Here is a 26,624-nt window from a genome sequence, read left to right on the forward strand (position 1 = left end):
GCCCGGTTACATTCCGAACCCGGAAGCTAAGCCTTTCAGCGCCGATGGTACTGCAGGGGGGACCCTGTGGGAGAGTAGGACGCCGCCGAACAATCTTTCAGGACCCTTGGTCCAGCGTTCACGCTGGACCAAGGGTCCTTTTTGTTTTACCGATAATGCCGAAGCGCGTCCGATGGCAGGCTGCGCGAGAATGACTGTAGTACCGAAGACAGGAGTCACACCGATGACCACCAACTCTCCCGACGATCGTCCGGAGCGCGAGCCGCGTCGCAGGGACGGTGGTGACAGGGGCGGTTTCCGCGGTGGTCGTGATGACCGTGGACCGCGTCGTGACAACGACCGTGGTGACCGGGGTGGGTACCGCGGTCAGCGCGACGACCGCGGTGGCCGTCCCGGCAGCAGCAGCAGCAGCGGTGGTGGCGGTGGCTACGGCCGTCGTGATGATCGTCAGGGCGGCGGTTTCCCGCGGCGTGACGACGACCGTGGTGGGTACCGCGGCCAGCGTGACGACCGGCCGCGTGACGACCGTCGTGATGACCGGTCGCGCGACGACCGCGGCTCCCGCCCGAGCGGTGGTGGCGGTGGCTACGGCTCCCGCCCGAGCGGTGGTGGCGGTGGCTACGGCTCCCGCCCGAGCGGTGGCGGCGGTGGATATGGTTCCCGACCCGCCGGCGGTGGGTTCCGTCGTGACGACCGGCCGCGTGACGACCGTCGCGATGACCGGTCGCGTGATGACCGTGGTGGTCGCTTCCCGCGTGATGACCGTCAGGGCGGTGGTGGCGGTGGCTACGGTCGCCGTGATGATCGTCAGGGCGGCGGTTTCCCGCGGCGTGACGACGACCGTGGTGGGTACCGCGGCCAGCGTGACGACCGGCCGCGTGACGATCGCCGCGATGACCGGTCGCGTGATGACCGTGGTGGTCGCTTCCCGCGTGATGACCGTCAGGGCGGTGGTGGCGGTGGCTACGGCCGTCGTGATGATCGTCAGGGCGGCGGTTTCCCGCGGCGTGACGACGACCGTGGTGGGTACCGCGGCCAGCGTGACGACCGGCCGCGTGACGACCGTCGTGATGACCGGTCGCGCGACGACCGCGGCGGCCGCCCCGGTGGTGGCGGTGGCTACGGCTCCCGCCCGAGCGGTGGTGGCGGTGGATATGGTTCCCGACCCGCCGGCGGTGGGTTCCGTCGTGACGACCGGCCGCGTGACGACCGTCAGGGCAGCGGGGCTTACGGTCGCCGCGACGACCGTGACCGCGACCGCGGGCCGCGGCGTGACGACGACCGTGGCGGCTTCCGCGGCCAGCGTGACGATCGTCGTGATGACCGGCCCCGCGACGACCGTCGCGACGACCGTCGTGATGACCGTGGTGGTCGCTTCCCGCGTGATGACCGTCAGGGCGGCAGTGGCGGTGGCTACGGTCGCCGTGACGACCGTCAGGGCGGCGGCGGTGGCTACGGTCGCGACAACGACCGCGGTGGCTTCCGCGGCCCGCGCCGCGACGACCGTGACCGCGACCGGCGTGATGACCGCGGTGGGTTCCGCGGGTCGCGCGACGACCGTGGAGGATTCGGTCGGCGTGACGACCGCGACCGCCCGGACCGTGAGCCCGTCAAGCGCCTGCCGATCCCCGAGGACGTGACGGGCGACGAGATCGACAAGGACGTGCGCCAGGAGCTGCAGAGCCTCCCGAAGGGGCTCGCCGAGGACGTCGCGAAGAACCTCGTCATGGTCGCGAACCTGATCGACGAGGACCCCGAGCAGGCCTATGCCTATGCGCGCGTCGCGCTGCGGCTCGCCTCCCGTGTCGCAGCCGTGCGCGAGGCCGCCGGCTTCGCCGCGTACGCGACGCAGAAGTACTCCGAGGCGCTGGCCGAGTTCCGGGCCGCGCGGCGGATGACCGGGAGCGTCGAGCTGTGGCCCGTCATGGCCGACTGCGAGCGCGGGCTCGGGCGGCCCGAGCGTGCCCTCGCCATGGCCGGTGAGGCCGAGGTGCAGAAGCTGGACAAGGCCGGGCAGGTCGAGATGCGGCTCGTCGCCGCCGGAGCCCGCCGGGACATGGGGCAGCTGGACGCCGCCATCGTGACCCTGCAGAGCCCCGAACTGGCCTCCAGCTCCGTCCAGCCGTGGACCGCGCGGCTGCGGTACGCGTACGCCGATGCGCTGCTGGCCGCGGGGCGTGAGGACGAGGCGCGGGAGTGGTTCGCCAAGGCGCTGGAGTCCGACAAGGACGGTGCGACCGATGCGTCCGACCGGCTCGCCGAGATGGACGGGGTGGAGTTCGTCGACGCGATGGACGGCCACGACGTCGTTCACGACGTGAGCGACGCACCGCAGGACGCCGGCGCAGATCCCGCCCCGGCGGAGACCGAGGACGGCAAGGCCACCGACGCAGACCCCGCCCCGGCGGAGACCGAGGACGGCAAGGCCACCGACCAGGCCCAGCCGTAGCGTGAACGAGTGAGGGCGGCACCCCGACCGGGGTGCCGCCCTCACTCATGTCGCCGTCGCTGCTCCGTCAGTCGAGCGCGAGGCTCCGCAGCACGAGGCCGGTCGCCGGCTTCGGGCCGAACGACGTCGACTTCCGTGGCATCGTGACGCCTTCCCGTGCCAGGTCCCTGACGATCTCCTCCCGTACGGGGTGCATCAGGACGGCCGTGCCACCGTTGCGTTCGGCGTGTTCGACGACCGCCTGGCTGTCGTGGATGTACGTGATGTGCTCGGGGGCGTCCGGGATCTGCCAGATGTGGTCCAGCAGGGTCGCGTGGAGCACCGTCGCGTCCAGAGTGCGCCACGCGTCCGGCCGTCCGCCGGGGACCGTGCGGACGAGCAGCGTCGGGTCGGGGCGGTCGACGAGATGGAATCGGCCGTCGCCGGCGAGCAGGAAGGCGTTTCCCTCGGCTGCTGCGGCCGCGAGGGCGTCCAGTGCCGCCGGCAGCGGGACGTCGAGGCTGCGGATGCGGAAGAAGCCGTCCAGAGCGGCAAGCGCACGGTCGACGGGCAGCCGGTGCAGCAGCCGGTGGATGGCGCGGACCTGGAGTGGATAGCGGGCCGTGTCGATGAGCAGGACGAGGCCGTAGTTCCAGGGGTCTGGCGCCGAGGATCCTGTGGCCTGGCCGGAGAGGTCGTGCCCGGATGCCCTGTGCTCCGAGCGCAGTCGCAGATAGGTCGCCCACCTGTGATGGCCGTCGGCGATCAGGGCCTGATGGAGGGTCAGGTCGGCGCGGATCTCGGTCAGTTCGGCAGGGTCGGTGACCGACCACAGCCGGTGGTGGAAACCGTCCTCCGTGGTGGTGTCGAGCAGCGGCTCGCGCGCGACGGTGCGTTCGACCACGGCGCTCGCCCCGGTTCCTTCGCCGCTGCCGCGGTACGTGAGGAGCAGCGGCTCGAGGTTCGCCGCGGTGCTGCGCATCAGAGCGGCCCGGTCGGCGACGATGTCCGGCATCACGTCCTCGTGCGGCAGCACAATGCCGTCGGCGGGCTCGGACAGGGCGAGCGCACCGATGACGCCGCGTTGCAGCAGGTCGCCCTTGCGCTGTTCGTACACGTAGAGGGCGGGCTCGGGATCCGCGGCCAGGACGCCCTCGGCGAGCCAGCGGGACAGGGTCTCGGCGGCCTGCCGGTGGCGTGCCTCGGGCGAGTCGGCCTGCGGAAGGATCAGGCGCACGATGTTGTGCGGGTCCGCCGACTCCAGGTGGAGCAGACCGTCCGGCCTGACGACCACGTCGTACGGCGGCGAGGTCACGGCGGCGAGGCTGCCCACCCGCTCGGGGACGTAGCGCAGTCCGCGGAACGGGATCAGGTGCAGACCGCCATTGGCCGCAGGACCTTCGTTGTTCATCAGGGCATCGTATGCGGCTGCCGCGATGAGCGATGATCGGGGGAGCGGACCCGACGGAGGAGAGCACAGGAATGAGCCAGCAGGGCATGAACAGGCCGGACGGAAGCGCGATCGCGCTGAGCGAGGCGTACGACACTGCCCTGCTCGACCTCGACGGGGTGGTGTACGCGGGCGGTGAGGCGATCGCGCACGCCGTCTCGTCACTGGAGACCGCGCGCACCGGGGGCATGCATCTCGCCTATGTGACGAACAATGCGCTGCGCACCCCGGACGCCGTGGCCGCGCACCTCACCGAGCTGGGCATTCCGACCGTGGCCGCTGACGTGATCACCTCGGCGCAGGCCGTGGCGCGGCTGATCTCGGAGCAGGTCCCGGCCGGCTCCCGGGTGCTGGTCATCGGCGGGGAAGGGCTGCGGGTCGCGTTGCGTGAGCGCGGGCTGGAACCGGTGGAGTCCGCGGAGGACGGCCCGGTCGCCGTGGTGCAGGGGTACGGCGGGCCGGATCTGGCGTGGGGACGCTTCGCCGAGGCCTGCTTCGCGATCGCCCGCGGTGTGCCGTGGTTCGCCTCCAACACGGATCTGACGATCCCCAGTGCGCGGGGCATCGCGCCCGGAAACGGCGCGGCGGTGGAAGTGGTGCGGATCGCCACGGGTGGAGAACCGCAGATCGCGGGGAAGCCGCTGCCGCCGATGCACCGGGAGACGATCCTGCGGACGGGCGCCGAGCGGCCCCTGGTGGTGGGGGACCGTCTGGACACCGACATCGAGGGGGCGTTCAACGGAGGTGTGGACTCGCTCCTCGTACTCACCGGTGTGACGGACCCGGCGCAGCTGCTGACGGCGGAGCCGAGGCACCGGCCGACGTATGTGGACGCCGATCTGCGCGGCATGCTGGCGCCGCAGCCCGAAGTGGCGGAGGCGGACGGGGAGTTCCGGTGCGGTGGCTGGAGTGCCGCGGTGCGCGGCGACGAGCTGGTGCTGGACGGCGATGGCGCGCCGCTGGACGGACTGCGAGCCCTGTGCGGGGCGGCATGGACGTATGCGGGGGACGGAGCCTGCACTCTCGACGCGGCCAAGGTGCTGTCCCGGCTGGGGTGGTAGACGCCACGGGGGCACGGCGGAGGACCACTTCCGCAGGTCACGGCAGGGTAGGCTAACCTAACCTCGTGTTGGTCGACAGTCCCCCGAAACAGAGCGCGGAGCCGATATCCGCACCCGCTGCCCCCAGGCGTCCCGTATGGCGTGCTGCCGGGCTGCTGGTGTCCGTCGTCCTTCTGCTGCTGGTCTGCGTCGCGAGCATTGCCGTGGGCGCCAAGTCCGTTCCGCTCCCGGAGGTGTGGGACGGACTGTTCCACAACACGGGGACCGGCAACGACGTCATCATCCGGGACCTGCGCGTACCGCGCACGCTCCTCGGCCTCGTCGTGGGCGTGGCGCTCGGGCTGTCCGGCGCGGTGATGCAGGCGCTGACGCGCAACCCGCTCGCGGAACCGGGCCTGTTGGGTGTGAATGCCGGAGCGGCCGCCGCCGTCGTCTCCGCCATCAGCTTCCTCGGCGTCACCTCGCTCACCGGCTATGTGTGGTTCGCGTTCCTCGGCGCCGCTGCCGTCTCCGCCGCCGTGTACGTACTCGGCGGCAGCCGCAGCGCCACCCCCGTACGTCTGGCGCTGGCCGGCACCGCGGCGACCGCCGCGCTGTACGGCTACATCAACGCGGTGCAGCTGATGGACGCCGCGGCCCTGGACCGGCTGCGCTTCTGGACGGTCGGCTCCCTCGCATCGGCCAACATGGAGACGCTCACCAGGGTCGGGCCCTTCATCGCCGTCGGCGTGGTGCTCTCCCTGCTGCTCGCCCGGCCGCTGAACGCGATGGAGATGGGCGACGACACCGCCCGCTCCCTGGGCGCACACCTGAACCGCACCCGGGTCCTCGCCATGGTCGCCGTCACGCTGCTGTGCGGGGCCGCGACCGCCGCCTGCGGGCCGATCATCTTCGTCGGGCTGATGATTCCGCACGTGGTGCGCGCCATCACCGGCCCGGACATGCGCTGGATTTTGCCGTACGCGGCGGTCCTCGCGCCCGTCCTGCTGCTCGGGGCCGACGTGATCGGCCGCGTCGTCACCCGCCCCTCCGAGCTGCAGGTCGGCATCGTCACCGCGCTGATCGGCGGGCCCGTCTTCATCCACCTCGTACGCCGCAAGAGGATGGCCCAGCTGTGACGACGAAGACGAAATCGTCCGCCGCGCCGGACGCGGGCACGGGTATGGACGCGGGCATGGGCACGGGCATGGACGCGGGCATGGGCATGGGCACGAAGGCGATACGGACACCGGGCGGGCTCTCGCTGCGCGTCGACCCCAGGGCGGCCGTCGTCGTCCTGCTGCTCATCCTCGCGGCCGCCTCGGCGGCAGTTGTCCTCATCGGCAGCGGCGACTTTCCGATGTCGTTCGGCGAGGTCGTCGCCACACTGCTCGGAAACGGCACGGGCGCACAGGAGTTCATCGTCCAGGACGTGCGGTTGCCGCGTGTGCTCGTCGCCGTCCTCGTCGGTGCGGCGCTCGCCGTCAGCGGCGCGATCTTCCAGTCCCTGTCCCGCAATCCGCTGGGCAGCCCCGACGTGATCGGTTTCGGGCAGGGCGCGACCGTGGGCGCGCTCACCGTCATCGTGCTCTTCGGAGGCAACTCGCTCGCAGTGTCGGGCGGCGCCGTCCTCGGCGGGCTGGTGACCGGTGTCCTCGTCTATCTGCTCGCCTGGAAGCGCGGAGTGCACGGCTTCCGACTCGTCCTCGTCGGCATCGGAATCGCGGCCATGCTCACCGCGCTCATCCACTACCTGATCACCAAGGCCAATCTGATCGACGCGACCCGCGCCACGCTCTGGATGACCGGATCGCTCGATGGACGGGACTGGGCCCAGGTGTGGCCGCTGCTGGCCGTGTGCGCCGTACTGATGCCGGTGGCGTTCGCGTACGGGCGGCCTCTGCGAATGCTCGAGATGGGTGACGACGCCGCGTACGCGCTGGGCGTGCCCGTCGAACGAACCCGCATCGTGCTCATGGGAGCCGGCGTGGTGTTCATCGCCGTGGCCACGGCGGCCGCCGGGCCGATCGCCTTCGTGGCGCTCAGCGCGCCTCAGCTGGCCCGTCGGCTGACCCGTTCCCCCGGCCCCAATCTCGCGGCTTCCGCAGCCATGGGCGCGGCGCTGCTCCTGGTCGCCGACTGGGTGGCCACCAATGCCTTCGCCGACCGTCAGCTGCCCGTCGGCGTGGTGACCGGAGTCCTCGGCGGCTGCTATCTGCTGTGGCTGCTCGTCACCGAACGCAGGGCGGGCCGGATATGACCCCGCCGCCCACCGCCACGGCCACCACCCAGAAATCCCCTCAGAACGCCGGGAGTACGACCACCATGCAGCGTCTCACCGCGGAATCGGTCACCCTCGCCTACGACCAGCGGGTCATCGCCGAGAACCTCTCGGTGGAGATCCCCGACAACTCCTTCACGGTGATCGTCGGACCGAACGCCTGCGGCAAGTCGACACTGCTGCGCGCCCTGTCCCGCATGCTCAAGCCGTCCCACGGCCGGGTCCTGCTGGACGGGCAGGCCATCCATTCGCTGCCCGCCAAGAAGGTCGCGAAGACACTCGGGCTGCTGCCGCAGTCGTCTATCGCGCCGGACGGCATCACCGTCGCCGACCTCGTCGGCCGCGGCCGTTATCCGCACCAGGGTCTGTTGCGGCAGTGGTCGGCGCAGGACGAGCGGATCGTCCAGGAGTCGATGGCCGCGACGGGAGTCGGCGCGCTGGGTGACCGCTTCGTGGACGAGCTGTCGGGCGGTCAGCGCCAGCGTGTCTGGATCGCGATGGCGCTGGCCCAGCAGACACCGCTGCTGCTCCTCGACGAGCCGACGACGTTCCTGGACATCCAGCACCAGCTGGAGGTGCTGGATCTGTGCGCGGAGCTCCACGAGTCGCAGGGCCGCACCCTGGTCGCGGTGCTCCACGACCTCAACCAGGCCGCGCGCTACGCCACGCACCTCATCGCGCTGCGCGAAGGCAAGGTCGTCGCCGAGGGGACACCGGGCGAGGTGGTCACGGCGGAACTCGTGGAGGAAGTCTTCCGGGTGAAGAGCCAGATCATCGAGGACCCGGAGTCGGGGACGCCGCTGGTGGTGCCGGCGGCACGTCGGCGTGTCGCGGTCTGAGGGCAGGGGAGGGGCACGGGCTGGATTCCCCGGCCCGTCCGGTGTGCGAGGAGACGGCCGGAGGCCGTGCGGGGTACGTGGCGAAGCCCCCGTTCACAGCAGTGTGCGCAGGCGCAGCAGGTCGCGGACGCCGGCCTCCAGCCTGACCCGGCCCGATGCCCACGCCTTCGCGAAGTTCAGGTCGCCGTCGACCAGCGACACCAGGTCGTCGCCGGTCATCGCGAGCCGGATCTGGGCCTTCTCCCGCGGTGGGCCCGGCATGGTGTCCGCCACCTCGATCCGGCCGTCCTGGAGGCGGCCGGTGAAGGTCGTGTCCAGGTCCGTGATGTGGCAGCTGAGGGAACGGTCGAGCGCGGCCGCGCCGCGAACCTCGCCGTTCGCCTTCGCCAGATTGTCCGAGAGTCTGTCGAGTGCGCTGCGGCACTCCTGCGTGGTCGCCATCGTGATCGACGGTACCGCAGGGCTTCGCGGTAGCGTCTGGGCATGAGCGACTCGATGCCGGGGCCTGGTCACGTACCGGAGCCGGACGTGTACGACGACGGTGCGCAGGCCGTGGAACAGGCACCCGACCCCGCCGCGCCCGCGCCGCTCGGCGTACAGCGCGTGCCGACCGGCGACGCCGAGGTGGACATGCTGCTGGAGCGGCTCGCCGACGCCGACCACCTCGCTGCCGACGGACACCTCGAGGTGTACGAGGATGTACACCGGGGACTGCGGGACGCGCTGACCGCGCTCGATGCGCGCCCCCACGAACCGTCGCACAACCACAGGAGCTGAACCCACCGTGGCAGGAGTCGCCCGCCGCCGTCTCGACGCCGAGCTGGTGCGCCGCAAACTCGCGCGCTCCCGCGAGCACGCGGCCCAGCTGATCGCCGCGGGGCGGGTGACCGTCGGCGGCAACACCGCCACCAAGTCCGCCACGCAGGTCGAGACCAGTGCGGCGATCGTCGTCGCCGCGGACGACAGCGACCCGGACTACGTCTCCAGGGGCGGCCACAAACTGGCCGGAGCCCTGGCCGCCTTCGTCCCGCTCGGCCTGACGGTCGAGGGGCGGCGGGCGCTCGACGCGGGCGCGTCGACCGGCGGTTTCACCGATGTCCTGCTGCGCGCGGGCGCAGCGCATGTGGTCGCCGTGGACGTCGGTTACGGACAGCTCGCATGGTCTTTGCAGAGTGATGAACGGGTGACCGTCAAGGACCGTACCAACGTCCGAGAAATGACGTTGGAAACGATCGACGGAGAGCCGGTGGACCTGGTGGTGGGCGATCTGTCCTTCATCCCCCTCGGCCTCGTGCTGCCCGCGATGGTGCGCTGTACGGCGCCCGACGCGGATCTGGTCCTGATGGTCAAGCCCCAGTTCGAGGTGGGCAAGGAACGCCTCGGCAGTGGCGGTGTGGTGCGCAGCCCGGAACTGCGTGCCGCGGCCGTACGGGATGTGGCACAGCGGGCGGTGGGACTCGGCCTCGGAGTGCTGGGAGTGACCGCCAGCCCGCTGCCGGGCCCGTCCGGGAACGTCGAATACTTTCTGTGGCTCCGGGCCGGGGCGCCCGAGCTCGATCCGGCGGACGTCGACCGTGCAGTGGCGGAGGGACCTCGTTGACCACGACAGCAGCGCTCACGACAGCAGCTAGAACCCGCGTACGCACCGTATTCCTGCTCGCGCACACGGGGCGCCCGGCCGCGATCCGCAGTGCGGAACTGGTCGTCCAGGGTCTGCTGCGCAACGGCATCGACGTCAGGGTGCTGGAGGCGGAGGCGGCGGATCTGCCGCTGCCCGCGTCCGTCGAGACCGTCGCCGACGCCACGCCCGAGGTGCTCGACGGCTGCGAACTGTTGATCGTGCTCGGCGGCGACGGAACGCTGCTGCGCGGCGCCGAGTTCGCCCGTGCCTCCGGCGTGCCGATGCTCGGCGTCAACCTGGGCCGGGTGGGCTTTCTCGCGGAGGCCGAGCGCGACGACCTCGACAAGGTTGTCGACCGGGTCGTCACCCGCGCCTACGAGGTCGAGGAGCGGATGACCCTCGACGTGGTCGTGCACAGCAACGGCGACATCGTGCACCGGGACTGGGCGCTGAACGAGGCGGCGGTCCAGAAGGTCTCGCCCGAGCGGATGCTGGAGGTCGTCCTCGAGATCGACGGCCGTCCGGTCACCGGCTTCGGGTGCGACGGCATCGTCTGTGCGACGCCGACGGGCTCGACGGCGTACGCCTTCTCCGCGGGAGGTCCCGTGGTGTGGCCCGAGGTCGAGGCGCTGTTGATGGTGCCGATCAGCGCGCACGCCCTGTTCGCGAAGCCGCTGGTGACCTCGCCGACGTCGACGCTCGCCGTCGAGGTCCAGCCGCACACGCCGCACGGTGTGCTGTGGTGCGACGGCCGCCGGACGGTGGAGCTGCCGGCGGGTGCCCGTGTCGTGGTCCGGCGCGGAGCGGTGCCGGTACGGCTCGCCCGGCTGCACCACGCGTCGTTCACGGACCGGCTGGTGGCCAAGTTCGCGCTTCCGGTGTCGGGTTGGCGGGGTGCACCGCACTGACGGCGCCCGGCACGGCGGTGTGCGCGACGGGTGAGGATGCCCGGGAGAGTGAATGGGTGGCCGGGGTCCGTCGCGCGGCGGCCCCCGGACCTCGTAAGGTCATGTCCGTGTTGGAGGAGATGCGGATACGGTCGCTCGGAGTCATCGACGATGCGGTCGTCGAGCTGTCGCCCGGGTTCACCGCGGTGACCGGCGAGACGGGCGCGGGCAAGACGATGGTCGTCACCAGCCTCGGGCTGCTGCTCGGCGGGCGTGCCGACCCTGCCCTGGTGCGGATCGGCGCGAAATCGGCGGTGGTCGAAGGCCGGATCAGAGTGGACGCCGACGGTCCGGCCGCCCTGCGTGCCGAAGAGGCCGGGGCGGAGCTCGACGACGGCACCCTGCTGATCAGCCGGACCGTTTCCGCGGAGGGGCGCTCACGCGCCCACCTCGGCGGGCGGTCCGTACCGGTGGGAATGCTCTCCGAACTCGCCGACGAACTCGTCGCGGTGCACGGGCAGACCGACCAGCAGGGCCTGCTGCGCCCGGCACGCCAGCGCGAGGCGCTCGACCGCTACGCGGGCGACGCCGTGACCGGGCCCCACGCCAAGTACGCGGCCGCGTACCGGCGGCTGCGTGGCGTCGCCGTCGAGCTGGACGAACTGACCACCCGCGCACGTGAACGTGCGCAGGAGGCCGATCTGCTGCGCTTCGGGCTCGACGAGATCGCGGCCGTGGAGCCGCGCGCCGGCGAGGACGTCGAACTGGCCGCCGAGGCGGAGCGGCTCGGGCACGCCGAGGCGCTGGCCTCCGCCGCGTCCGTCGCGCACGCCGCGCTCGCCGGGAATCCGGAGGATCCCGAGGGCGTGGACGCCACCACGCTGGTCGCCGGCGCAGGCCGTGCACTGGACGCCGTACGCGCCCACGACCCCGCGCTGGCCGCGCTCGCCGACCGGATGGGCGAGATCTCCATCCTGCTCGGAGACGTGGCGGGCGAGCTCGCCGGATACGCGGACAATCTCGACGCCGATCCGCTGCGCCTCGCGGCGGTCGAGGAGCGCCGGGCGGCGCTGACCCAGCTCACCCGCAAGTACGGCGAGGACATCGCGGCCGTGCTGGCCTGGGCGGAGCAGAGCGCGGAACGGCTCACCGAGCTGGACGGTGACGACGACCGGATCGGCGACCTGACGGCCGAGCGCGACGCCCTGCGCGGTGAACTCTCGGGTCTGGCACAGACATTGACGGACGCACGCACCGAGGCGGCGGCCCGTTTCGCGGAAGCCGTCACCGAGGAGCTGGCGTCGCTCGCGATGCCGCACGCCCGGGTCTCGTTCGCGATCCGGCAGACGGAGGCCGCGGACGAGGAGTCCGGTGTCGACGTCGGCGGACGCAGCGTTGTGTACGGTCCGCACGGGGCCGACGAGGTCGAGCTCCTGCTGGCCCCGCACCCGGGCGCGCCGGCGCGGCCGATCGCCAAGGGCGCCTCGGGCGGTGAGCTGTCCCGGGTGATGCTCGCCGTCGAGGTGGTCTTCGCGGGCACGGACCCCGTGCCGACGTACCTGTTCGACGAGGTGGATGCGGGCGTCGGCGGCAAGGCGGCGGTCGAGATCGGGCGTCGGCTCGCGAAGCTCGCCAGATCGGCGCAGGTCGTGGTCGTCACGCATCTGCCGCAGGTGGCCGCCTTCGCGGACCGCCAGCTCCTCGTGGAGAAGACGAACGACGGGTCTGTGACGCGTTCCGGTGTGATCGCCCTGGAGGGCGAGGAGCGGGTGCGCGAGCTGTCCCGGATGCTGGCCGGCCAGGAGGACTCGGAGACGGCGAGGGCGCACGCGGAGGAGCTGCTGGCGGCGGCCCGCGCGGACGCATAGGACCCCTTCGGGGCGGTTCGCGGGTCTTCGAGCAGCCGCCCGCTCGCAGGGCGCCCCGACGCGACAGCTCCCGGGGCGGTCGGCAGCGTCCCTGCCCCGAGGTGCTCGGCACCGGGCAGGCTCATGGGGCCGAAGGGCCTGCCGGACGGAACATGTCCGCCGCGCCGCCCGTGGAAGCGTATGCCCCAGCCGGCGCCCCGGGCTTCGCCGACCACCGGCCGCGGGCGCCGGCGGCGGGTGATCATAGGCTGGCCCCCATGCGAGCAGGTCAGGACATCCGTCACCACGCCCGGTCCACCTCCTTCCTCACCGCCCTGGGTGCTGCCCGCGGCGTCTATGAGGTGCTGCGGCGGCGCACGCCCGGCGGGGCGGAGCGCTGGGAGCGCACCAACTACGCCGGTCGCACCGTCGATCTGTGCGCCGGGCCGGCCGTCACCGCAGGCGCCGTGCTGGGCGCCCTGTCCGCCCGTACACGCGGTGCCGCCGCGATCGCCGTCGGTGCGGCCGGGCTGTGCGGGGCGTACGACGACATCGCCGGTGCCGGCGACCCCCGGCGCGGGTTCCGGGCCCACCTCGGGGCCCTGCGTCAGGGCGAGGTGACGAGCGGCGCGGTGAAGCTCCTCGGGATCGGCGCGGCGGGGCTGATCGCCGGCGCGATGCTCAAGGAGCGCCCGGTCGACAAGGCGCTTGCCGGTGTGGTGATCGCCGGGTCCGCGCACTTCGTCAACCTCGTCGATGTCGCCCCCGGCCGTGCCGCTGTCGCCGTGCTCGGTCTCGGCGCCCCCGGCCTGCTGCGCCGGGGCGCCGCCGGATCACTCGCGGCCGCACCCGTCGGTGCCGCGGCCGCCGTCGTCACCGAGGACCTCGGGGAGCGGACGATGCTCGGTGACGCGGGGGCGCATGCCCTGGGAGCCGCGCTCGGCACGTCGATCGTGGCGGCCAACGGCCGTGCCGGGCTGGCTCTGCACGCCGTGGCGCTCGTCGCCGCGGCGGTGCGCGGCGCGGAGGTCAGCCGGCTCGCAGGTTCACCTATGTGAGTGATCCGGCGACAGCGGACCCGCTTCCGTACACAGGCGCGACACCCGGACGGTGCCGGAACGTCCGTACGGACTGGCATCCTTGGCGGGTGACACAGCTGCGTACGGTCCAGGTGCTGGGCGGCGGCAGTGCGGGCAGCAGCGCGCACGTCAGGTCGCTGGCCGCGGGGCTGGTGGCACGGGGCGTGCGGGTGACGGTGTGCGCCCCCGCCGAACTCGACCATGAATACGACTACTTGGGTGCGGGGGCGCGTTTCGTGCCCGTGCCGCGCCGGAGCGATCCGCTCTCCGTCGGTGCGTTGCGCGCGGCGTGCGCCGGGGCGAACGTGGTGCACGCACATGGACTGCACGCCGCGGTGCGCGCCTCGCTCGCGCTCGGCGGGCAGCGCATCCCGCTCGTCGTCACCTGGCACACCCGGGCGCTCGCCGAGGGCGCGCGGGGGCAGGCGCTGCGCCTGTTCGAACGACGGGCCGTACGGGCGGCGGCCGTTGTCCTCGGTACCTGCTCCGAACTCGTCGACAGGGCCCGTGCGCGGGGCGCACGCGACGCCCGGCTCGCACCGGTGGCGACACCGGACGCCCCCGCGCCCGTGGCCATGCCGGACAAGACGCGTGCCGAACTCGGCGCCGTCGGACGCCCGTTGCTCGTCGCCGTGGGCAGCCTGGTGCCGGGGCGCGGCTACCGGACGCTGCTCGACGCGGTGGGCCGGTGGAGCGGCCGCGACCCGCTGCCTCTGCTGGTGATCGCGGGGGAGGGGCCGCTCAGGTACGAGCTGCAGCGCCGTATCGAGGCGGAGGACCTGCCGGTGCGGCTGCTCGGCCGGCGAGCGGACGCCGTCGAACTGCTCGCCGCGGCCGACGCCGCCGTCCTGCCGAGCCGCTGGGAGGCCCGTTCCGTACTGGCGCAGGAAGCGTTGCGACTGGGCGTTCCGCTGGTGGCGACGGCCGTCGGCGGGATGCCCGACCTGGTGGGGGAGGCGGCCGTACTGGTCCCTTACGGCGACGCCGGGGCGCTCGCGGCAGCGATCGCCGGGCTGCTCGCGGACCCGGCGCTCCGCGAGGAGCTGTCGCGCGCGGGCCGCGCGCAGGCGCGGTCGTGGCCGTCGGAGGACGACACCATCGCGCAGGTGCTGAGTGTGTACGACGAGCTGGTGGCGGGCCGGCGGCACTGACCGGCTTCTCAGGACCCCGTACGCGGAGCGGCCGCGATCGGATCAGGGCACATGCCGACGTGCCCGCAGCGCGAGGCTCAGCGACTGCACGGTCTCCGGGTCGTCCAGGTCCGTGCCCAGCAGCTCCCCGATCCGCGCCAGCCGGTTGTACAGCGTCTGGCGGTTCAGATGCAGTTCCCTCGCCGTCTCCGCCTTGCGCCCCGCATGGGCCAGGTAGGTCTCCAGCGTCGGCAGCAGTGGTGGCCGCGACACCGCGTCATGGGCACGCAGGGGCCCGATCGCGCGGTCGACGAACGCCGCGAGGTCCGGGTGCTCGCGCAGCCGCCACAGCAGCAGATCGATGTCGAGGCGGCGGGCGTCGTACCACGGCCGGTCGCTCAGTCCCTGCGCCGCCGTCGCGGTCTCGGCCGCGTGCCGCAGCCCGGCGCCCGCGGTGGCCCAGCCGCCCGCGACACCCACCACGACGACGGGCGGGTGCGCTCCCGCCCGCCCCGGGCCCCCGGACGAGGCGGCGCCCGCCAGGCCGGCCCGTTCGACGCCTGTGCGCAGCGCTTCCGCGACACGGTCCGCGACGGCCGGCCGGTCGGCTTCCGTGCGCAGACCGACTAGGAGCGGCACGCGGCCCTCCACGGGCCGTACGCCGAGCAGCACGGGGACCCCGAGGGAGGAGAGTTCCTCGGACACGGCGCGGGCCAGCACCGCCCAGTTGCCCGTCGGCGTGAGCTCGGCCGCGAGCCGCATCACCACGGGCAGCAGCGGGCCCGCACCCGGCTTGAAGCCGAGGACACGTGCCTGGGCCGGCGCTGCCTCCGCCGCGATGCGGCCCTCGGCGAGGTCGGTCAGGAAGTCGCCGCGGCCCCGGGCCGCTAGCTCCTCGTCCTGGCGTGCCTGCATCAGCACCACGGCGAGGGAGCCCGCCGCCCGCTCGGCCGCGATCCGGTGGACGGGCAGCAGCGGGGAGGACACGGCCAGCAACACGATCCGGGCGCGTACGGCGCCCGCTCCGCGGCCGCCGCCCGGCACGTCCACGAGCACGGCGTTGGCCGGCGGCCCGTCGGTGCGGGCCTCGCGGCCGCCGCGCAGCCCCTCCCACACCTGCAGCGGATCTGCCACGGCCGACTCGCCGCCGGGAGTGTCCGCCGCGTACAGGAGCTGTCCGTCCGGGGTCTCCAGGAAGACGGGGTCTCCCGTGAACGAGGCGAGGATGCCGAGTACCTGGGGCACGCCACCGCCGCCGAGCAGGGCCTCGGTGCACCGCCGGTGCACCTCCTCGGCCTGCTGCAACAGTGCGTAGTGGCCGTTGACGATCTCGGTGTGGATCTCCTCCGTCACCGTCACGAACGGCACCTCGCGGTGCAGCTGCACCAGCGGCAGACCCGCCGCGCGCGCCGCGTCCACGATCGTGCCGGGCAACCGTGTGAAACGCGGCCCGAGTTCGACGACGAGCGCGGCGATGCCGCGGTCCGCGAGCCGGTTCACGAACGCCCGCTGCTCGGCCGGTCTGGTGCCGAGGCCCAGACCGGTGGTGAGCAGCAGCTCGCCGCCCTTGAGGAGGGAGGCGATGTTCGGGACCTCACCGGCATGCACCCAGCGCACCGTGCGGTCCAGCCGGTCGCCCGCCGCGAGCACCTCGGGCAGCCCGCTGCGGAGCCCGGGCAGTTCCAGCGCCCGCTGCACGGTGATACCGCCCTGCGTTTCCATGGCTGCGGACGCTACAGGGGCCGCATATCCACGGACAACATGGGATCAGCCACCGTAGGCGCCCGATGCAGTGAGGCGCAGGGCCGTGTCGATCAGCGGAACGTGGCTGAACGCCTGCGGGAAGTTCCCCACCTGCCGTTGCAGCCGCGGATCCCACTCCTCCGCCAGCAGCCCGAGGTCGTTGCGCAGGCCCAGCAGCTTCTCGAACAGCTTGCGCGCCTCGTCCACGCGGCCGATCATCGCCAGATCGTCGGCCATCCAGAACGAGCAGGCCAGGAACGCGCCCTCGTCGCCGGGCAGACCGTCCACACCCTCGTCGGCGCCTTCCGTCGGATAGCGCAGGATGAAGCCGTCCTCCGTGGACAGCTCGCGCTGGATGGCCTCGATCGTGCCGATGACCCGCTTGTCGTCGGGCGGCAGGAAGCCCATCTGCGGGATCAGCAGCAACGAGGCGTCCAGCTCCTGCGAGCCGTAGGACTGCGTGAAGGTGTTGCGCTCCTTGTCGTAACCCTTCTCGCACACGTCCCGGTGGATGTCGTCGCGCAGGTCGCGCCAGCGGTCCAGCGGCCCGTCCGCGTCGCCGGACTCGATGAGCTTGATCGTGCGGTCCACGGCGACCCAGGCCATCACCTTGGAGTGCACGAAGTGCCGACGCGGGCCGCGGACCTCCCAGATGCCCTCGTCGGGCTGGTCCCAGTGCTGCTCCAGGTAGCGGATGAGCTTGAGCTGGAGCAGCGAGGCGTAGTCGTTGCGCGCCAGACCGGTCATGTGCGCGAGGTGCAGGGCCTCGGTGACCTCGCCGTAGACGTCGAGCTGCAGCTGGTGCGCGGCGCCGTTGCCGACGCGGACCGGGCCGGAGTTCTCGTAGCCCGGCAGCCAGTCCAACTCGGCCTCGCCCAGCTCCCGTTCACCGGCGATGCCGTACATGATCTGCAGGTTCTCCGGGTCGCCCGCCACCGCGCGCAGCAGCCACTCGCGCCAGGCGCGGGCCTCGTCGCGGTAGCCGGTGCGCAGCAGCGACGACAGGGTGATCGCCGCGTCGCGCAGCCAGGTGTAGCGGTAGTCCCAGTTCCGCACGCCGCCGATCTCCTCCGGCAGGGAGGTGGTGGGCGCGGCGACGATGCCGCCGGTCGGCGCGTAGGTCAGGGCCTTCAGCGTGATCAGCGAGCGGACGACGGCCTCGCGATAGGGGCCGTGGTACGTGCAGTGATCGACCCATTCCCGCCAGAAGTCGGCGGTCGCCTCCAGCGCGTTCTCCGGCTCCGGCATCGCCGGCTGGTCCTTGTGCGAGGGCTGCCAGCTGATCGTGAACGCGATCCGGTCACCGGGGGAGACCGTGAAGTCCGAGTAGGTGGTGAGGTCCTTGCCGTAGGTCTCCGCCTCGGTGTCCAGCCACACCGAGTCCGGCCCGGCGACGGCCACCGTGCGGCTCTCCACCTTGTGCACCCACGGCACCACACGCCCGTAGCTGAAGCGCATCCGCAGCTCGGAGCGCATCGGGACACGGCCGCTGACGCCCTCCACGATGCGGATCAACTGCGGGGCTCCGTCACGCGGCGGCATGAAGTCCGTCACACGGACGGTGCCGCGCGGCGTGTCGTACTCCGATTCGAGGATGAGAGAGTCACCGCGGTAGCGGCGCCGGTCGGCAGACGGCGGGGCGTCATTGACGCTGTACGCCGGTCCCAGCCGCCAGAATCCGTGTTCCTCGGTGCCGAGGAGCCCGGCGAAGATGGCGTGCGAGTCGAAGCGGGGCAGGCACAGCCAGTCGACCGTGCCGTCCCGGCAGACCAGGGCAGCGGTCTGCATGTCTCCGATGAGTGCGTAATCCTCGATGCGCCCGGCCACGTGCATCTCCAGTCGAACGGCCACGTCCGCCCCGTGGGGCGCTTACTGCGGTCAAGGGTCGTTGACGAGCCGCGGCGACCCAAACACGGAAGTGGCGGCGTCGCCACTCGCCTGGTGTGGGGGCGCCGATTTTCCGGGTTCCGGTCTGGGGTGGTGCCGGCTGGACGGCCTGGCTCGGCAGCGAGTGTCCGAGCAGGATACGACGCACGCAGGTGATCCGCGCAGGTGTCCGGGCAACGTGACTGCGCCGAACGGGTGAGCGGCAGGTGAGAGGCGGTGAACGGTTCGGCACGACCCCGGGCGCGTCGCCGGGTGTGGCCGGAAGCGGCGGTGCGCCGTCGCTGATACCCTGGTACCCCGTGGACCGGTGGCCGTCCCGAGTACGAGAAGGCCCCGAACCGCAGCGACGGCACCCCCCCCGATCCGGGTCGGACGCCGGTACGCAATTCACCTCGCGACCACGGGAGCCCCCTCTTGGCGATGCCGCCCAAATCCATGACGACCAAGCACATCTTCGTCACCGGGGGTGTCGCCTCCTCCCTCGGCAAGGGCCTCACGGCCTCCAGCCTGGGCGCGCTGCTCAAGGCGCGGGGCCTGCGGGTCACCATGCAGAAGCTCGACCCGTACCTGAACGTCGACCCGGGCACGATGAACCCGTTCCAGCACGGTGAGGTGTTCGTCACCAACGACGGCGCCGAGACCGACCTGGACATCGGGCACTACGAGCGCTTCCTCGACGTGGATCTCGACGGCTCGGCGAACGTCACGACCGGCCAGGTCTACTCGCAGGTCATCGCCAAGGAGCGACGCGGCGAGTACCTGGGCGACACCGTGCAGGTCATCCCGCACATCACCAACGAGATCAAGTCACGTATCCGCCGCATGGCCACCGACGACGTGGACGTCGTCATCACCGAGGTCGGCGGCACGGTCGGCGACATCGAGTCGCTGCCGTTCCTGGAGACCGTCCGCCAGGTCCGCCACGAGGTCGGCCGGGACAACGTCTTCGTCGTGCACATCTCCCTGCTGCCCTACATCGGCCCGTCCGGCGAGCTGAAGACCAAGCCGACGCAGCACTCGGTCGCCGCGCTGCGCAACATCGGTATCCAGCCGGACGCGATCGTGCTGCGCGCCGACCGGGACGTACCGACGGCGATCAAGCGCAAGATCTCGCTCATGTGCGATGTCGACGAGGCGGCGGTGGTCGCCGCGATCGATGCCAAGTCGATCTACGACATTCCCAAGGTGCTGCACACCGAGGGTCTCGACGCCTACGTCGTGCGCAAGCTGGACCTGCCGTTCCGCGACGTCGACTGGACCACGTGGGACGACCTGCTGGACCGTGTCCACAACCCCGATCACGAGGTCACCGTCGCGCTGGTCGGCAAGTACATCGACCTGCCCGACGCGTACCTGTCGGTGACCGAGGCCATGCGCGCCGGCGGCTTCGCCAACAAGGCCCGCGTCAAGGTCAAGTGGGTCACCTCCGACGACTGCAAGACCGCGGCGGGCGCTCAGAAGCAGCTCGGCGACGTCGACGCCATCGTCATCCCCGGCGGCTTCGGCGAGCGAGGCGTGGACGGCAAGGTCGGCGCCATCCGCTGGGCCCGCGAGAACAAGGTGCCCCTGCTGGGCCTGTGCCTGGGTCTGCAGTGCATCGTGATCGAGGCGGCGCGCAACCTCGCCGAGATCCCCGACGCCAACTCCACCGAGTTCGACGCCGCCACCTCCCACCCGGTGATCTCCACCATGGAGGAGCAGCTGGCCTACGTGGAGGGCGCCGGCGACCTCGGCGGCACCATGCGGCTCGGCCTGTACCCGGCGAAGCTCGCCGAGGGCTCGATCGTGCGCGAGGTCTACGCGGACCAGCCGTACATCGAGGAGCGCCACCGCCACCGCTACGAGGTCAACAACGCCTACCGCGCGGAGCTGGAGAAGAAGGCGGGCATCCTCTTCTCGGGCACGTCCCCCGACAACAAGCTCGTCGAGTACGTCGAGTACCCGCGCGAAGTGCACCCGTACCTCGTCGCCACGCAGGCGCACCCGGAGCTGCGCTCCCGCCCGACCCGTCCGCACCCGCTGTTCGCCGGCCTGGTGAAGGCGGCCGTGGAGCGGCAGCAGGCGGCAGGCAAGTAACCGTCAGGCGATACGGTTGACCGGGGTACGGACCTTGTGGGTCCGTACCCCGGTTTCCGTTCGTGCGTGCTGGAAGGACGCTTTCGATGACCCTCAAGGACACGCCCGAGGAGTGGCAGGTCACCGCGACCGAGACGCCGTTCAGGGGCAACAAGACGAGCGTCCGCACCGACAGCGTGGTCATGCCCGACGGCACGGTCGTCAAGCGGGACTACCAGGTCCACCCGGGATCGGTGGCCGTGCTCGCCCTCGACGACGAGGGACGCGTCCTGGTTCTGCGCCAGTACCGCCACCCCGTGCGCCACAAGCTGTGGGAGATCCCGGCCGGTCTGCTCGACGTGCCCGGCGAGAACCCTCTGCACGCCGCCCAGCGGGAGCTGTACGAGGAGGCCCACGTCAAGGCCGAGGACTGGCGGGTGCTGACCGACGTGTACACCACCCCCGGCGGCTGCGACGAGGCCGTGCGCGTCTTCCTGGCGCGCGACCTGTCCGCGGCGGAGGGCGAGCGCTTCGAGGTCTTTGAGGAGGAGGCGGACATGGAGCTTGCCAGGGTGCCGCTGGAGGAGCTGGTCGGCGGTGTGCTGGCAGGCGATCTTCACAACACGTGCCTGGTCGTCGGCGTCCTTTCGGCGACGGCGGCGCTCAACGGCGACGGATTCGACGCGCTGCGCCCGGCGGAAGCACCGTGGCCGGCACGGCCCTTCGAGGCGTAGCCTGCCCGGCCCGGACGTACTTCCGGTTGGCTGACGGCCATTCAGCAGCACTGGTGTGACGATCTGTTGATCCGATCGAGCGATCGCGGTGTCGCGCCCGGCCGCTCCGCACTGTTCGTCGCAGAGCGTGAACTACGCTCGGACCGCCCGCGCGGAGCCCCGGCGGGCTCGGCTCGTGCGCGGACGGACTGGAGCGTGGCCCGTGACGGATCAGGCGCTGGACTTGGGCGGCCCCGGGCGGTCGGAGGCCGTCCGCCCCGGATCCGGTGAACGGTTCTTCGGCAGGCAGCGTGAACTCAAGTCCCTGCACGCCGACATCGATCGGGCCGGGCTCGACACCCTCGCCGGGCGCAAGGCCGTACGCGCCCGGGTGCTGCTGATCGCCGGCCGTCCCGGTTCCGGGCGCACCGCCCTCGCCGAGGAGTTGGCGCAGCGGGTCGCGGAGGAGTACCCGGACGGCATCCTGCGGGTCCGGCTGACCGAGCCGGGCGGCCGGGCAGTACCGCTGGAGGAGGCTGCGCGCGGACTCCTGGACGACCTCGGCGTCGCTTCCCCGCCCGGCGCCGGGGACGACGAGCTGACCGAGATGGTGCGCGAGGCCCTCGCCGCACGCCGGGTGGTGCTGCTCGTCGACGACGCCCGCGACGCCGAGGACGTCGACCTGCTGCTCCCCGAGAACCCCGACTGCCTGGTCGTCGCCGTCGCCGAAGGACCGCTCACCGGCATCCCGGGCGTACGCCCCTGCACGCTCGGCGGCATGGACGCCAAGTCCGCCATCGAACTGCTCACCGCCTTCACCGGCGAGGTACGGATCACCGTGGATCCGCAGGCGGCGGAGACGGTCGCGGAGGAGTGCGGCGGCCAGCCTGCCGCGCTGGCGCTGGTCGGCGGCTGGCTCGCGGCACGGCCCGGGGCCTCGGTCGCCGACGCCACCAAGCGACTGAGGGCACTGCCCGAGGACGGCGAGCAACCCCGCGGGGTGCGGCCCCTGGCCCGGGCGTTCCGGCTGGTGTACGAGTCGCTGTCGGGGCCTGCCGCGCGGACGCTGCGACTGCTGGCCCTCGCGCCCGCCGGGTTCGCCGACGCGCACACCGCGTCCGCGCTGGCAGGCTGCTCCGTGGCCGCGGCCAGGACGACTCTCGACGAATTCGCCGGCCTCGGGCTGCTGCAGCGGTCCGGCGCAGGCTTCGAGGTGCCCGGCTGCCTCGCGCCGCTGCTGCGCGCGCTGCTGGAGGCGAGCGACCGGCCCGCCGAGGTGCAGCTCGCCAAAGCCCGGATGCTGGAGCGGACCGTGCGACGCCTCCAATCGTGCCGGACCGTCACCGAGCCCGACGGCTCCCCGGCCCGCAGGGAGATTGCCGGCCTGCCGAAAGCACTGCGGTTCACGTCCGCGCGCGACGCCGACGAGTGGCTGCGGTCGAACCGGCCCGCGCTGCTGGCCGCCGCGCGGGTCGCCGTCGCCGACGGCGAACTGGACACCCTGGCGCGCAGGCTGGTCGCGGCCCTGGTCAGGGCGCTGGCCGCGCATCGGGGGACCGAGGCGGCGGCTCCCGACCTGTACGGGTTGCACCGGCTGGTTCTCGACGTCGCCGAGCGCCGCGGGCTCCACCCGGAGCGGGCCGCGGCCCTGCTGAACCTCGGGGATCTCGACGCCAGGACCGGCCGTACCCAGGATGCCCTCGCCCGCTACCGGGCCGCCTTGGACGCGGGACGGGAGGCGAACGACGCGTATGCGACCGGCCGCGCCATGGAATCCGTCGGTGGCGCGTACCAGGAGCTCGGGGACTGGCAGCGGGCGGCCGACTGGTACGGCCGCGCGCTGTCGCAGCGCCAGACGCGCGGCGAACGGGCCGACGAGGCTCGGCTGCACGGACGGCTGGGTACGGCGCACACGTACGCGGGCCGGTACGGCGAGGCGCTGCGCAGCTGGCGGGCCGCGGTTGCCGGATACCGCAGGCTCGACGACGTCCCGGCCCGGGCGAGGGCGCTGAGCGAGGTGGCCCGGGTGCAGGAGTACGCGGGGCGGCCGCACGAATCGCTGCACACCTGCCGTGAGGCCGTGGAGTGGGCGCGCCGAGCCGGTGACGTGCGGCTTCAGGGCGCTCTGCAGCTGCGGCTGGCCGACACACTCGAGCGGCTCGGTGACCCGGCTGCCGCCCGACTGCACCGTCTTGCTGCGGAAAGACTGCTGGGAGAAGAGCGTTCCACCTACGAAATCCGTGGCGGTTCCGAAGAAGATTGATGCTTTGTAAGGCTAGACAGCGCGAAGTCCTTCATTAGACTGGCTGGGCCACGTGTTCTCGTGGTGTGTCCCGGTGCGCTCCGTGCGACTGGGTATCTATGGCATTGCCCGTTATATCCCCTGAGCCAAGGACCGTGATCGACGTGAAGGTCGGCATCCCCCGCGAGGTCAAGAACAACGAGTTCCGGGTGGCCATCACCCCCGCCGGTGTGCACGAGCTCGTGCGCCATGGCCACCAGGTCGTCATCGAGCAGAACGCCGGCGTCGGCTCCTCGATCACGGATGAAGAGTTCGTCGCCGCCGGTGCGCAGATCCTGCCCACCGCCGACGACGTCTGGGCCACCGCAGACCTGCTGCTGAAGGTCAAGGAGCCCATCGCCGAGGAGTACCACCGTCTCCGCAAGGACCAGACCCTCTTCACCTACCTGCACCTCGCCGCCTCCCGCGAGTGCACCGACGCCCTGCTGGAGTCCGGCACCACGGCCATCGCGTACGAGACGGTGGAGACCGCGAACCGCGCCCTGCCGCTGCTCGCCCCGATGTCCGAGGTCGCGGGCCGGCTGGCCCCGCAGGTCGGCGCGTACCACCTGATGCGCTCGGCCGGCGGCCGTGGCGTGCTCCCCGGCGGCGTCCCCGGCACCCATGCCGGCAAGGCCGTCGTCATCGGTGGCGGTGTCTCCGGCTGGAACGCCACGCAGATCGCCGTCGGCATGGGCTTCCACGTCACGCTGCTCGACAAGGACATCAACAAGCTGCGCGAGGCCGACAGGATCTTCGGCACCAAGGTGCAGACGATCGTCTCCAACGCCTACGAGCTGGAGCGCGCCGTCGTCGAGGCCGACCTCGTCATCGGTGCCGTGCTGATCCCCGGCGCGAAGGCCCCGAAGCTGGTCACCAACGAGCTCGTCGCCAAGATGAAGCCCGGAAGTGTACTTGTCGACATTGCAATCGATCAGGGTGGCTGCTTCGAGGACTCGCGTCCGACCACCCACGCCGAGCCGACCTTCCGGATCCACGACTCGGTCTTCTACTGCGTCGCCAACATGCCCGGCGCGGTGCCCAACACCTCCACCTACGCGCTGACCAACGCCACGCTGCCCTACATCGTGTCGCTGGCCAACAACGGCTGGGCCGAGGCGCTGCGCCGCGACGCCGCGCTGGCCAAGGGTCTCAACACCCATGACGGCCAGGTCGTTTACCGCGAGGTCGCAGAGGCACACGGCCTCGAGAGCATCGAACTGAGCACGCTTCTCGGCTGAGCCGTCAACGAGCGTCGTCAACATCGCGCGTCCGGCCGGACCTTGCCGAGCAAGGTCCGGCCGGACGCGTATCCGCCCCGTTCGCGGCAGACGCTCAACTCGCCTCGAACGTAACCCTTTAACCGTTTCGCCCACCCCCGAAACCAGCGGCCGGGAGCACGTGAAACGGGTCGTGCGCCCTTGACAGGGGGGTGTTCGATTGCCGACACATCGGGGCGGGTCCGGCGGATTGTGTTGCTGCGGACCGGTGACACGCCATAGAGTCGCCAACCGTCGGCATGGTGCCACGCTGACCTATCGATAAGTTTCCTGGTCACATCCAAGGAGGTAAGACGACTTGTGAATGAGTCGACATTTACTCCCGGGGGTGGTCAACCAGGATCGGTTGCGACGGGCCATGGCCCGTCGTCCGGTTTCGAGGCTGTCGGCTCCGTCGCTGTACGCCCCTCCGCGACGCACCAGCACACGACGCACATGACGACACCCCACACGATGAAGATGATGGACGGCCAACACGTGAACGCCATGGCCGGCAACGAGAGTGGCCGAGAGTCCACCCACTTCGCCGCCTACGAGGAAGTCCCCGAAGGGCACTTCTACGACCCCGACGCCGAGTACGAGCCCGATCCGGAGTACGCGGCCACCCTCGCGCCCGATGCTGCCCGTCAGCGCCGCGAGCGGATCGGTCCCACCGGGCGCCCCCTGCCGTACTTCCCGATTCCGGGCCCGCTGACCGACCACGGTCCCGCGAAGATCATCGCGATGTGCAACCAGAAGGGCGGCGTCGGCAAGACGACGTCCACCATCAACCTGGGCGCGGCGCTCGCCGAGTACGGACGGCGGGTGCTCCTCGTCGACTTCGACCCGCAGGGCGCCCTGTCCGTCGGCCTCGGCGTCAACCCGATGGAGCTCGACCTCACCGTCTACAACCTGCTCATGGAGCGGGGCATGTCGGCGGACGAGGTACTCCTCAAGACCGCCGTGCCCAACATGGACCTGCTGCCGAGCAACATCGACCTGTCTGCCGCGGAAGTGCAGTTGGTCAGCGAGGTCGCGCGCGAGTCGACGCTGCAGCGTGCTCTGAAGCCGCTGATGTCCGACTACGACTACATCGTGATCGACTGTCAGCCCTCGCTCGGACTGCTCACCGTCAACGCCCTGACGGCGGCTCACAAGGTGATCGTGCCGCTCGAGTGCGAGTTCTTCGCGCTGCGCGGTGTCGCGCTGCTGACCGAGACCATCGAGAAGGTCCAGGAGCGGCTCAACCCCGACCTGGAGCTCGACGGCATCCTCGCCACGATGTACGACTCGCGGACCGTCCACAGCCGCGAGGTGCTGGCGCGCGTCGTCGAGGCGTTCGACGATCACGTCTACCACACGGTGATCGGCCGGACCGTCCGCTTCCCGGAGACGACGGTCGCCGGTGAGCCCATCACCACGTACGCGTCCAACTCCGTCGGTGCCGCCGCCTACCGCCAGCTCGCCAGGGAGGTGCTCGCCCGGTGTCACGCCGAGTGAGTCTGCCCGGGGCCGACGAGTTGTTCCGTACTACCGGGGGCACGGCGCTGCAATCGTCGTCCCCGCGCAAGCAGGCGAACGGTGAGCCGCGGGTGCCCGCACCGGCGGGGGAGAGCGACCCGGTGGCGGAGGGAGCTCCGGCGTCGACCTCCTCGCAGGAACACTCGCCCGCCGAGTCGGAGGCTTCGGGGGAGGGACGCAGCCGGGGCACGGAGAGCGCGGAGCAGCCGACGGCCGGCGCGCCCAAGCCGCGCCGGGCGCCGTCCGAGGCGGCTGCTGCCGCGGCGGCCGCGACGCAGCCCCAGCCCCGGCGGCGGGGGCGTGGCGCGAACCGCAGGCCCAGTGGGCGCGAACGCCACGACGAGAAGATCACGGTCTATGTGTCGGCCGAGGAGCTGATGGACCTGGAGCACGCGCGGCTGGTGCTGCGCGGCGAGCACGGCCTCGCCGTCGACCGCGGGCGGATCGTCCGCGAGGCGGTGGCGGTGGTGCTGGCGGATCTGGAGCAGCGGGGCGACGCGAGCATCCTCGTGCGACGCCTGCGCGGGCGCTGACGCGGTAGCCTGCGGGCCTGCCCACCTGCG

General features: G+C 71.8%; 22 protein-coding genes and 1 rRNA gene. 19 read left to right on the forward strand and 4 right to left on the reverse strand.

The window, feature by feature from the left end; genetic code table 11:
• The 3 genes from rrf to AC067Z_RS09095 form a co-directional block, all read left to right on the forward strand.
• Window positions 1-91, forward strand: a 5S ribosomal RNA gene (gene rrf, locus AC067Z_RS09085); the annotation flags it as partial.
• 349 nt (window positions 92-440) lie between these two features.
• Window positions 441-1,640 (forward strand): hypothetical protein, encoded by a 1,200-nt coding sequence (locus tag AC067Z_RS09090; RefSeq protein WP_478788827.1) that lies wholly within the window; start codon window positions 441-443, stop codon window positions 1,638-1,640.
• Window positions 1,641-1,663: 23 nt separating this feature from the next.
• Window positions 1,664-2,449 (forward strand): tetratricopeptide repeat protein, encoded by a 786-nt coding sequence (locus AC067Z_RS09095; protein WP_478789127.1) that lies wholly within the window; start codon window positions 1,664-1,666, stop codon window positions 2,447-2,449.
• A 67-nt stretch (window positions 2,450-2,516) separates the two neighbouring features.
• Here AC067Z_RS09095 and AC067Z_RS09100 read toward each other — a convergent pair whose 3' ends face one another.
• Window positions 2,517-3,839 (reverse strand): DUF1015 domain-containing protein, encoded by a 1,323-nt coding sequence (locus AC067Z_RS09100; RefSeq protein ID WP_478788828.1) that lies wholly within the window; start codon window positions 3,837-3,839, stop codon window positions 2,517-2,519.
• A gap of 71 nt (window positions 3,840-3,910) precedes the next feature.
• Between AC067Z_RS09100 and AC067Z_RS09105 the strand changes: the two genes are divergently transcribed.
• The 4 genes from AC067Z_RS09105 (at window position 3,911) to AC067Z_RS09120 (ending at window position 8,038) form a co-directional block, all read left to right on the forward strand.
• The gene (locus AC067Z_RS09105; protein WP_478788829.1) at window positions 3,911-4,939 is read left to right on the forward strand and encodes an HAD hydrolase-like protein; all 1,029 of its coding nucleotides are present in this window, start codon (window positions 3,911-3,913) and stop codon (window positions 4,937-4,939) included.
• 65 nt (window positions 4,940-5,004) lie between these two features.
• Entirely contained in the window at window positions 5,005-6,057 is a 1,053-nt protein-coding gene (locus AC067Z_RS09110; protein WP_478788830.1) for a FecCD family ABC transporter permease, read from the forward strand.
• A gap of 56 nt (window positions 6,058-6,113) precedes the next feature.
• Window positions 6,114-7,178 carry a FecCD family ABC transporter permease gene (locus AC067Z_RS09115; RefSeq protein ID WP_478789128.1) on the forward strand — a complete coding sequence of 355 codons (1,065 nt, stop codon included), beginning with the start codon at window positions 6,114-6,116 and terminating at the stop codon, window positions 7,176-7,178.
• Window positions 7,179-7,243: 65 nt separating this feature from the next.
• Window positions 7,244-8,038, forward strand: coding sequence for an ABC transporter ATP-binding protein (locus tag AC067Z_RS09120; protein WP_478788831.1), 795 nt, complete (start codon window positions 7,244-7,246; stop codon window positions 8,036-8,038).
• Between the two features lie 93 nt (window positions 8,039-8,131).
• On the opposite strand, the gene AC067Z_RS09125 is transcribed toward AC067Z_RS09120, so the two are convergent.
• Complete coding sequence (locus AC067Z_RS09125) at window positions 8,132-8,479, reverse strand: SCP2 sterol-binding domain-containing protein (RefSeq protein WP_478788832.1); 348 nt, start codon at window positions 8,477-8,479, stop codon at window positions 8,132-8,134.
• Between the two features lie 42 nt (window positions 8,480-8,521).
• Here AC067Z_RS09125 and AC067Z_RS09130 point away from each other — a divergent pair, with 42 nt between their 5' ends.
• From AC067Z_RS09130 to AC067Z_RS09155, 6 genes are all read left to right on the forward strand, one after another.
• Entirely contained in the window at window positions 8,522-8,815 is a 294-nt protein-coding gene (locus AC067Z_RS09130; RefSeq protein ID WP_478788833.1) for a hypothetical protein, read from the forward strand.
• A gap of 7 nt (window positions 8,816-8,822) precedes the next feature.
• Window positions 8,823-9,638 (forward strand): TlyA family RNA methyltransferase, encoded by an 816-nt coding sequence (locus AC067Z_RS09135; protein WP_478788834.1) that lies wholly within the window; start codon window positions 8,823-8,825, stop codon window positions 9,636-9,638.
• The gene (locus AC067Z_RS09140) at window positions 9,635-10,567 is read left to right on the forward strand and encodes an NAD kinase (protein WP_478788835.1); all 933 of its coding nucleotides are present in this window, start codon (window positions 9,635-9,637) and stop codon (window positions 10,565-10,567) included. Before AC067Z_RS09135 ends, AC067Z_RS09140 begins: the two co-directional genes overlap by 4 nt.
• Before the next feature lie 101 nt (window positions 10,568-10,668).
• The gene (recN, locus tag AC067Z_RS09145) at window positions 10,669-12,414 is read left to right on the forward strand and encodes a DNA repair protein RecN (RefSeq protein WP_478788836.1); all 1,746 of its coding nucleotides are present in this window, start codon (window positions 10,669-10,671) and stop codon (window positions 12,412-12,414) included.
• Between the two features lie 257 nt (window positions 12,415-12,671).
• Window positions 12,672-13,451 carry a hypothetical protein gene (locus AC067Z_RS09150; protein ID WP_478788837.1) on the forward strand — a complete coding sequence of 260 codons (780 nt, stop codon included), beginning with the start codon at window positions 12,672-12,674 and terminating at the stop codon, window positions 13,449-13,451.
• Between the two features lie 89 nt (window positions 13,452-13,540).
• Window positions 13,541-14,623: a glycosyltransferase family 4 protein gene (locus AC067Z_RS09155; RefSeq protein WP_478788838.1), complete on the forward strand. Its 1,083-nt coding sequence runs from the start codon at window positions 13,541-13,543 to the stop codon at window positions 14,621-14,623.
• 42 nt (window positions 14,624-14,665) lie between these two features.
• Here the strand turns inward: AC067Z_RS09155 and AC067Z_RS09160 are convergent, their stop codons facing one another.
• Entirely contained in the window at window positions 14,666-16,324 is a 1,659-nt protein-coding gene (locus AC067Z_RS09160) for a PucR family transcriptional regulator (protein ID WP_478788839.1), read from the reverse strand.
• Window positions 16,325-16,369: 45 nt separating this feature from the next.
• Entirely contained in the window at window positions 16,370-18,172 is a 1,803-nt protein-coding gene (locus AC067Z_RS09165) for a glycoside hydrolase family 15 protein (protein ID WP_478789129.1), read from the reverse strand.
• A gap of 480 nt (window positions 18,173-18,652) precedes the next feature.
• Between AC067Z_RS09165 and AC067Z_RS09170 the strand changes: the two genes are divergently transcribed.
• The 6 genes from AC067Z_RS09170 (at window position 18,653) to AC067Z_RS09195 (ending at window position 26,594) form a co-directional block, all read left to right on the forward strand.
• The gene (locus tag AC067Z_RS09170) at window positions 18,653-20,308 is read left to right on the forward strand and encodes a CTP synthase (protein ID WP_478788840.1); all 1,656 of its coding nucleotides are present in this window, start codon (window positions 18,653-18,655) and stop codon (window positions 20,306-20,308) included.
• Between the two features lie 86 nt (window positions 20,309-20,394).
• Window positions 20,395-21,021: an NUDIX domain-containing protein gene (locus AC067Z_RS09175; protein WP_478788841.1), complete on the forward strand. Its 627-nt coding sequence runs from the start codon at window positions 20,395-20,397 to the stop codon at window positions 21,019-21,021.
• Between the two features lie 202 nt (window positions 21,022-21,223).
• Window positions 21,224-23,263, forward strand: a complete 2,040-nt coding sequence (locus tag AC067Z_RS09180) for a tetratricopeptide repeat protein (protein ID WP_478788842.1) — start codon at window positions 21,224-21,226, stop codon at window positions 23,261-23,263.
• 143 nt (window positions 23,264-23,406) lie between these two features.
• Complete coding sequence (gene ald / locus AC067Z_RS09185; protein ID WP_478789130.1) at window positions 23,407-24,522, forward strand: alanine dehydrogenase; 1,116 nt, start codon at window positions 23,407-23,409, stop codon at window positions 24,520-24,522.
• A gap of 339 nt (window positions 24,523-24,861) precedes the next feature.
• Window positions 24,862-26,040, forward strand: a complete 1,179-nt coding sequence (locus AC067Z_RS09190) for a ParA family protein (protein ID WP_478788843.1) — start codon at window positions 24,862-24,864, stop codon at window positions 26,038-26,040.
• On the forward strand, window positions 26,025-26,594 hold the full coding sequence (locus tag AC067Z_RS09195) for a hypothetical protein (RefSeq protein WP_478788844.1): 570 nt from the start codon (window positions 26,025-26,027) through the stop codon (window positions 26,592-26,594). Before AC067Z_RS09190 ends, AC067Z_RS09195 begins: the two co-directional genes overlap by 16 nt.
• Window positions 26,595-26,624: the final 30 nt, after the last annotated feature.

The sequence above is a fragment of the Streptomyces sp. NPDC043812 genome, assembly GCF_056436245.1.

Coding starts and splice junctions, on each gene's coding strand:
- AC067Z_RS09090 (WP_478788827.1), top strand. CDS start 441: ATGATCGTCAGGGCGGCGGTTTCCCGCGGCGTGACGACGACCGTGGTG.
- AC067Z_RS09100 (WP_478788828.1), bottom strand. CDS start 3,839: ATGAACAACGAAGGTCCTGCGGCCAATGGCGGTCTGCACCTGATCCCG.
- AC067Z_RS09105 (WP_478788829.1), top strand. CDS start 3,911: ATGAGCCAGCAGGGCATGAACAGGCCGGACGGAAGCGCGATCGCGCTG.
- AC067Z_RS09115 (WP_478789128.1), top strand. CDS start 6,114: ATGGGCACGGGCATGGACGCGGGCATGGGCATGGGCACGAAGGCGATA.
- AC067Z_RS09120 (WP_478788831.1), top strand. CDS start 7,244: ATGCAGCGTCTCACCGCGGAATCGGTCACCCTCGCCTACGACCAGCGG.
- AC067Z_RS09125 (WP_478788832.1), bottom strand. CDS start 8,479: ATGGCGACCACGCAGGAGTGCCGCAGCGCACTCGACAGACTCTCGGAC.
- AC067Z_RS09130 (WP_478788833.1), top strand. CDS start 8,522: ATGAGCGACTCGATGCCGGGGCCTGGTCACGTACCGGAGCCGGACGTG.
- recN (WP_478788836.1), top strand. CDS start 10,669: ATGTCCGTGTTGGAGGAGATGCGGATACGGTCGCTCGGAGTCATCGAC.
- AC067Z_RS09150 (WP_478788837.1), top strand. CDS start 12,672: ATGCGAGCAGGTCAGGACATCCGTCACCACGCCCGGTCCACCTCCTTC.
- AC067Z_RS09160 (WP_478788839.1), bottom strand. CDS start 16,324: ATGGAAACGCAGGGCGGTATCACCGTGCAGCGGGCGCTGGAACTGCCC.
- AC067Z_RS09170 (WP_478788840.1), top strand. CDS start 18,653: ATGCCGCCCAAATCCATGACGACCAAGCACATCTTCGTCACCGGGGGT.
- AC067Z_RS09175 (WP_478788841.1), top strand. CDS start 20,395: ATGACCCTCAAGGACACGCCCGAGGAGTGGCAGGTCACCGCGACCGAG.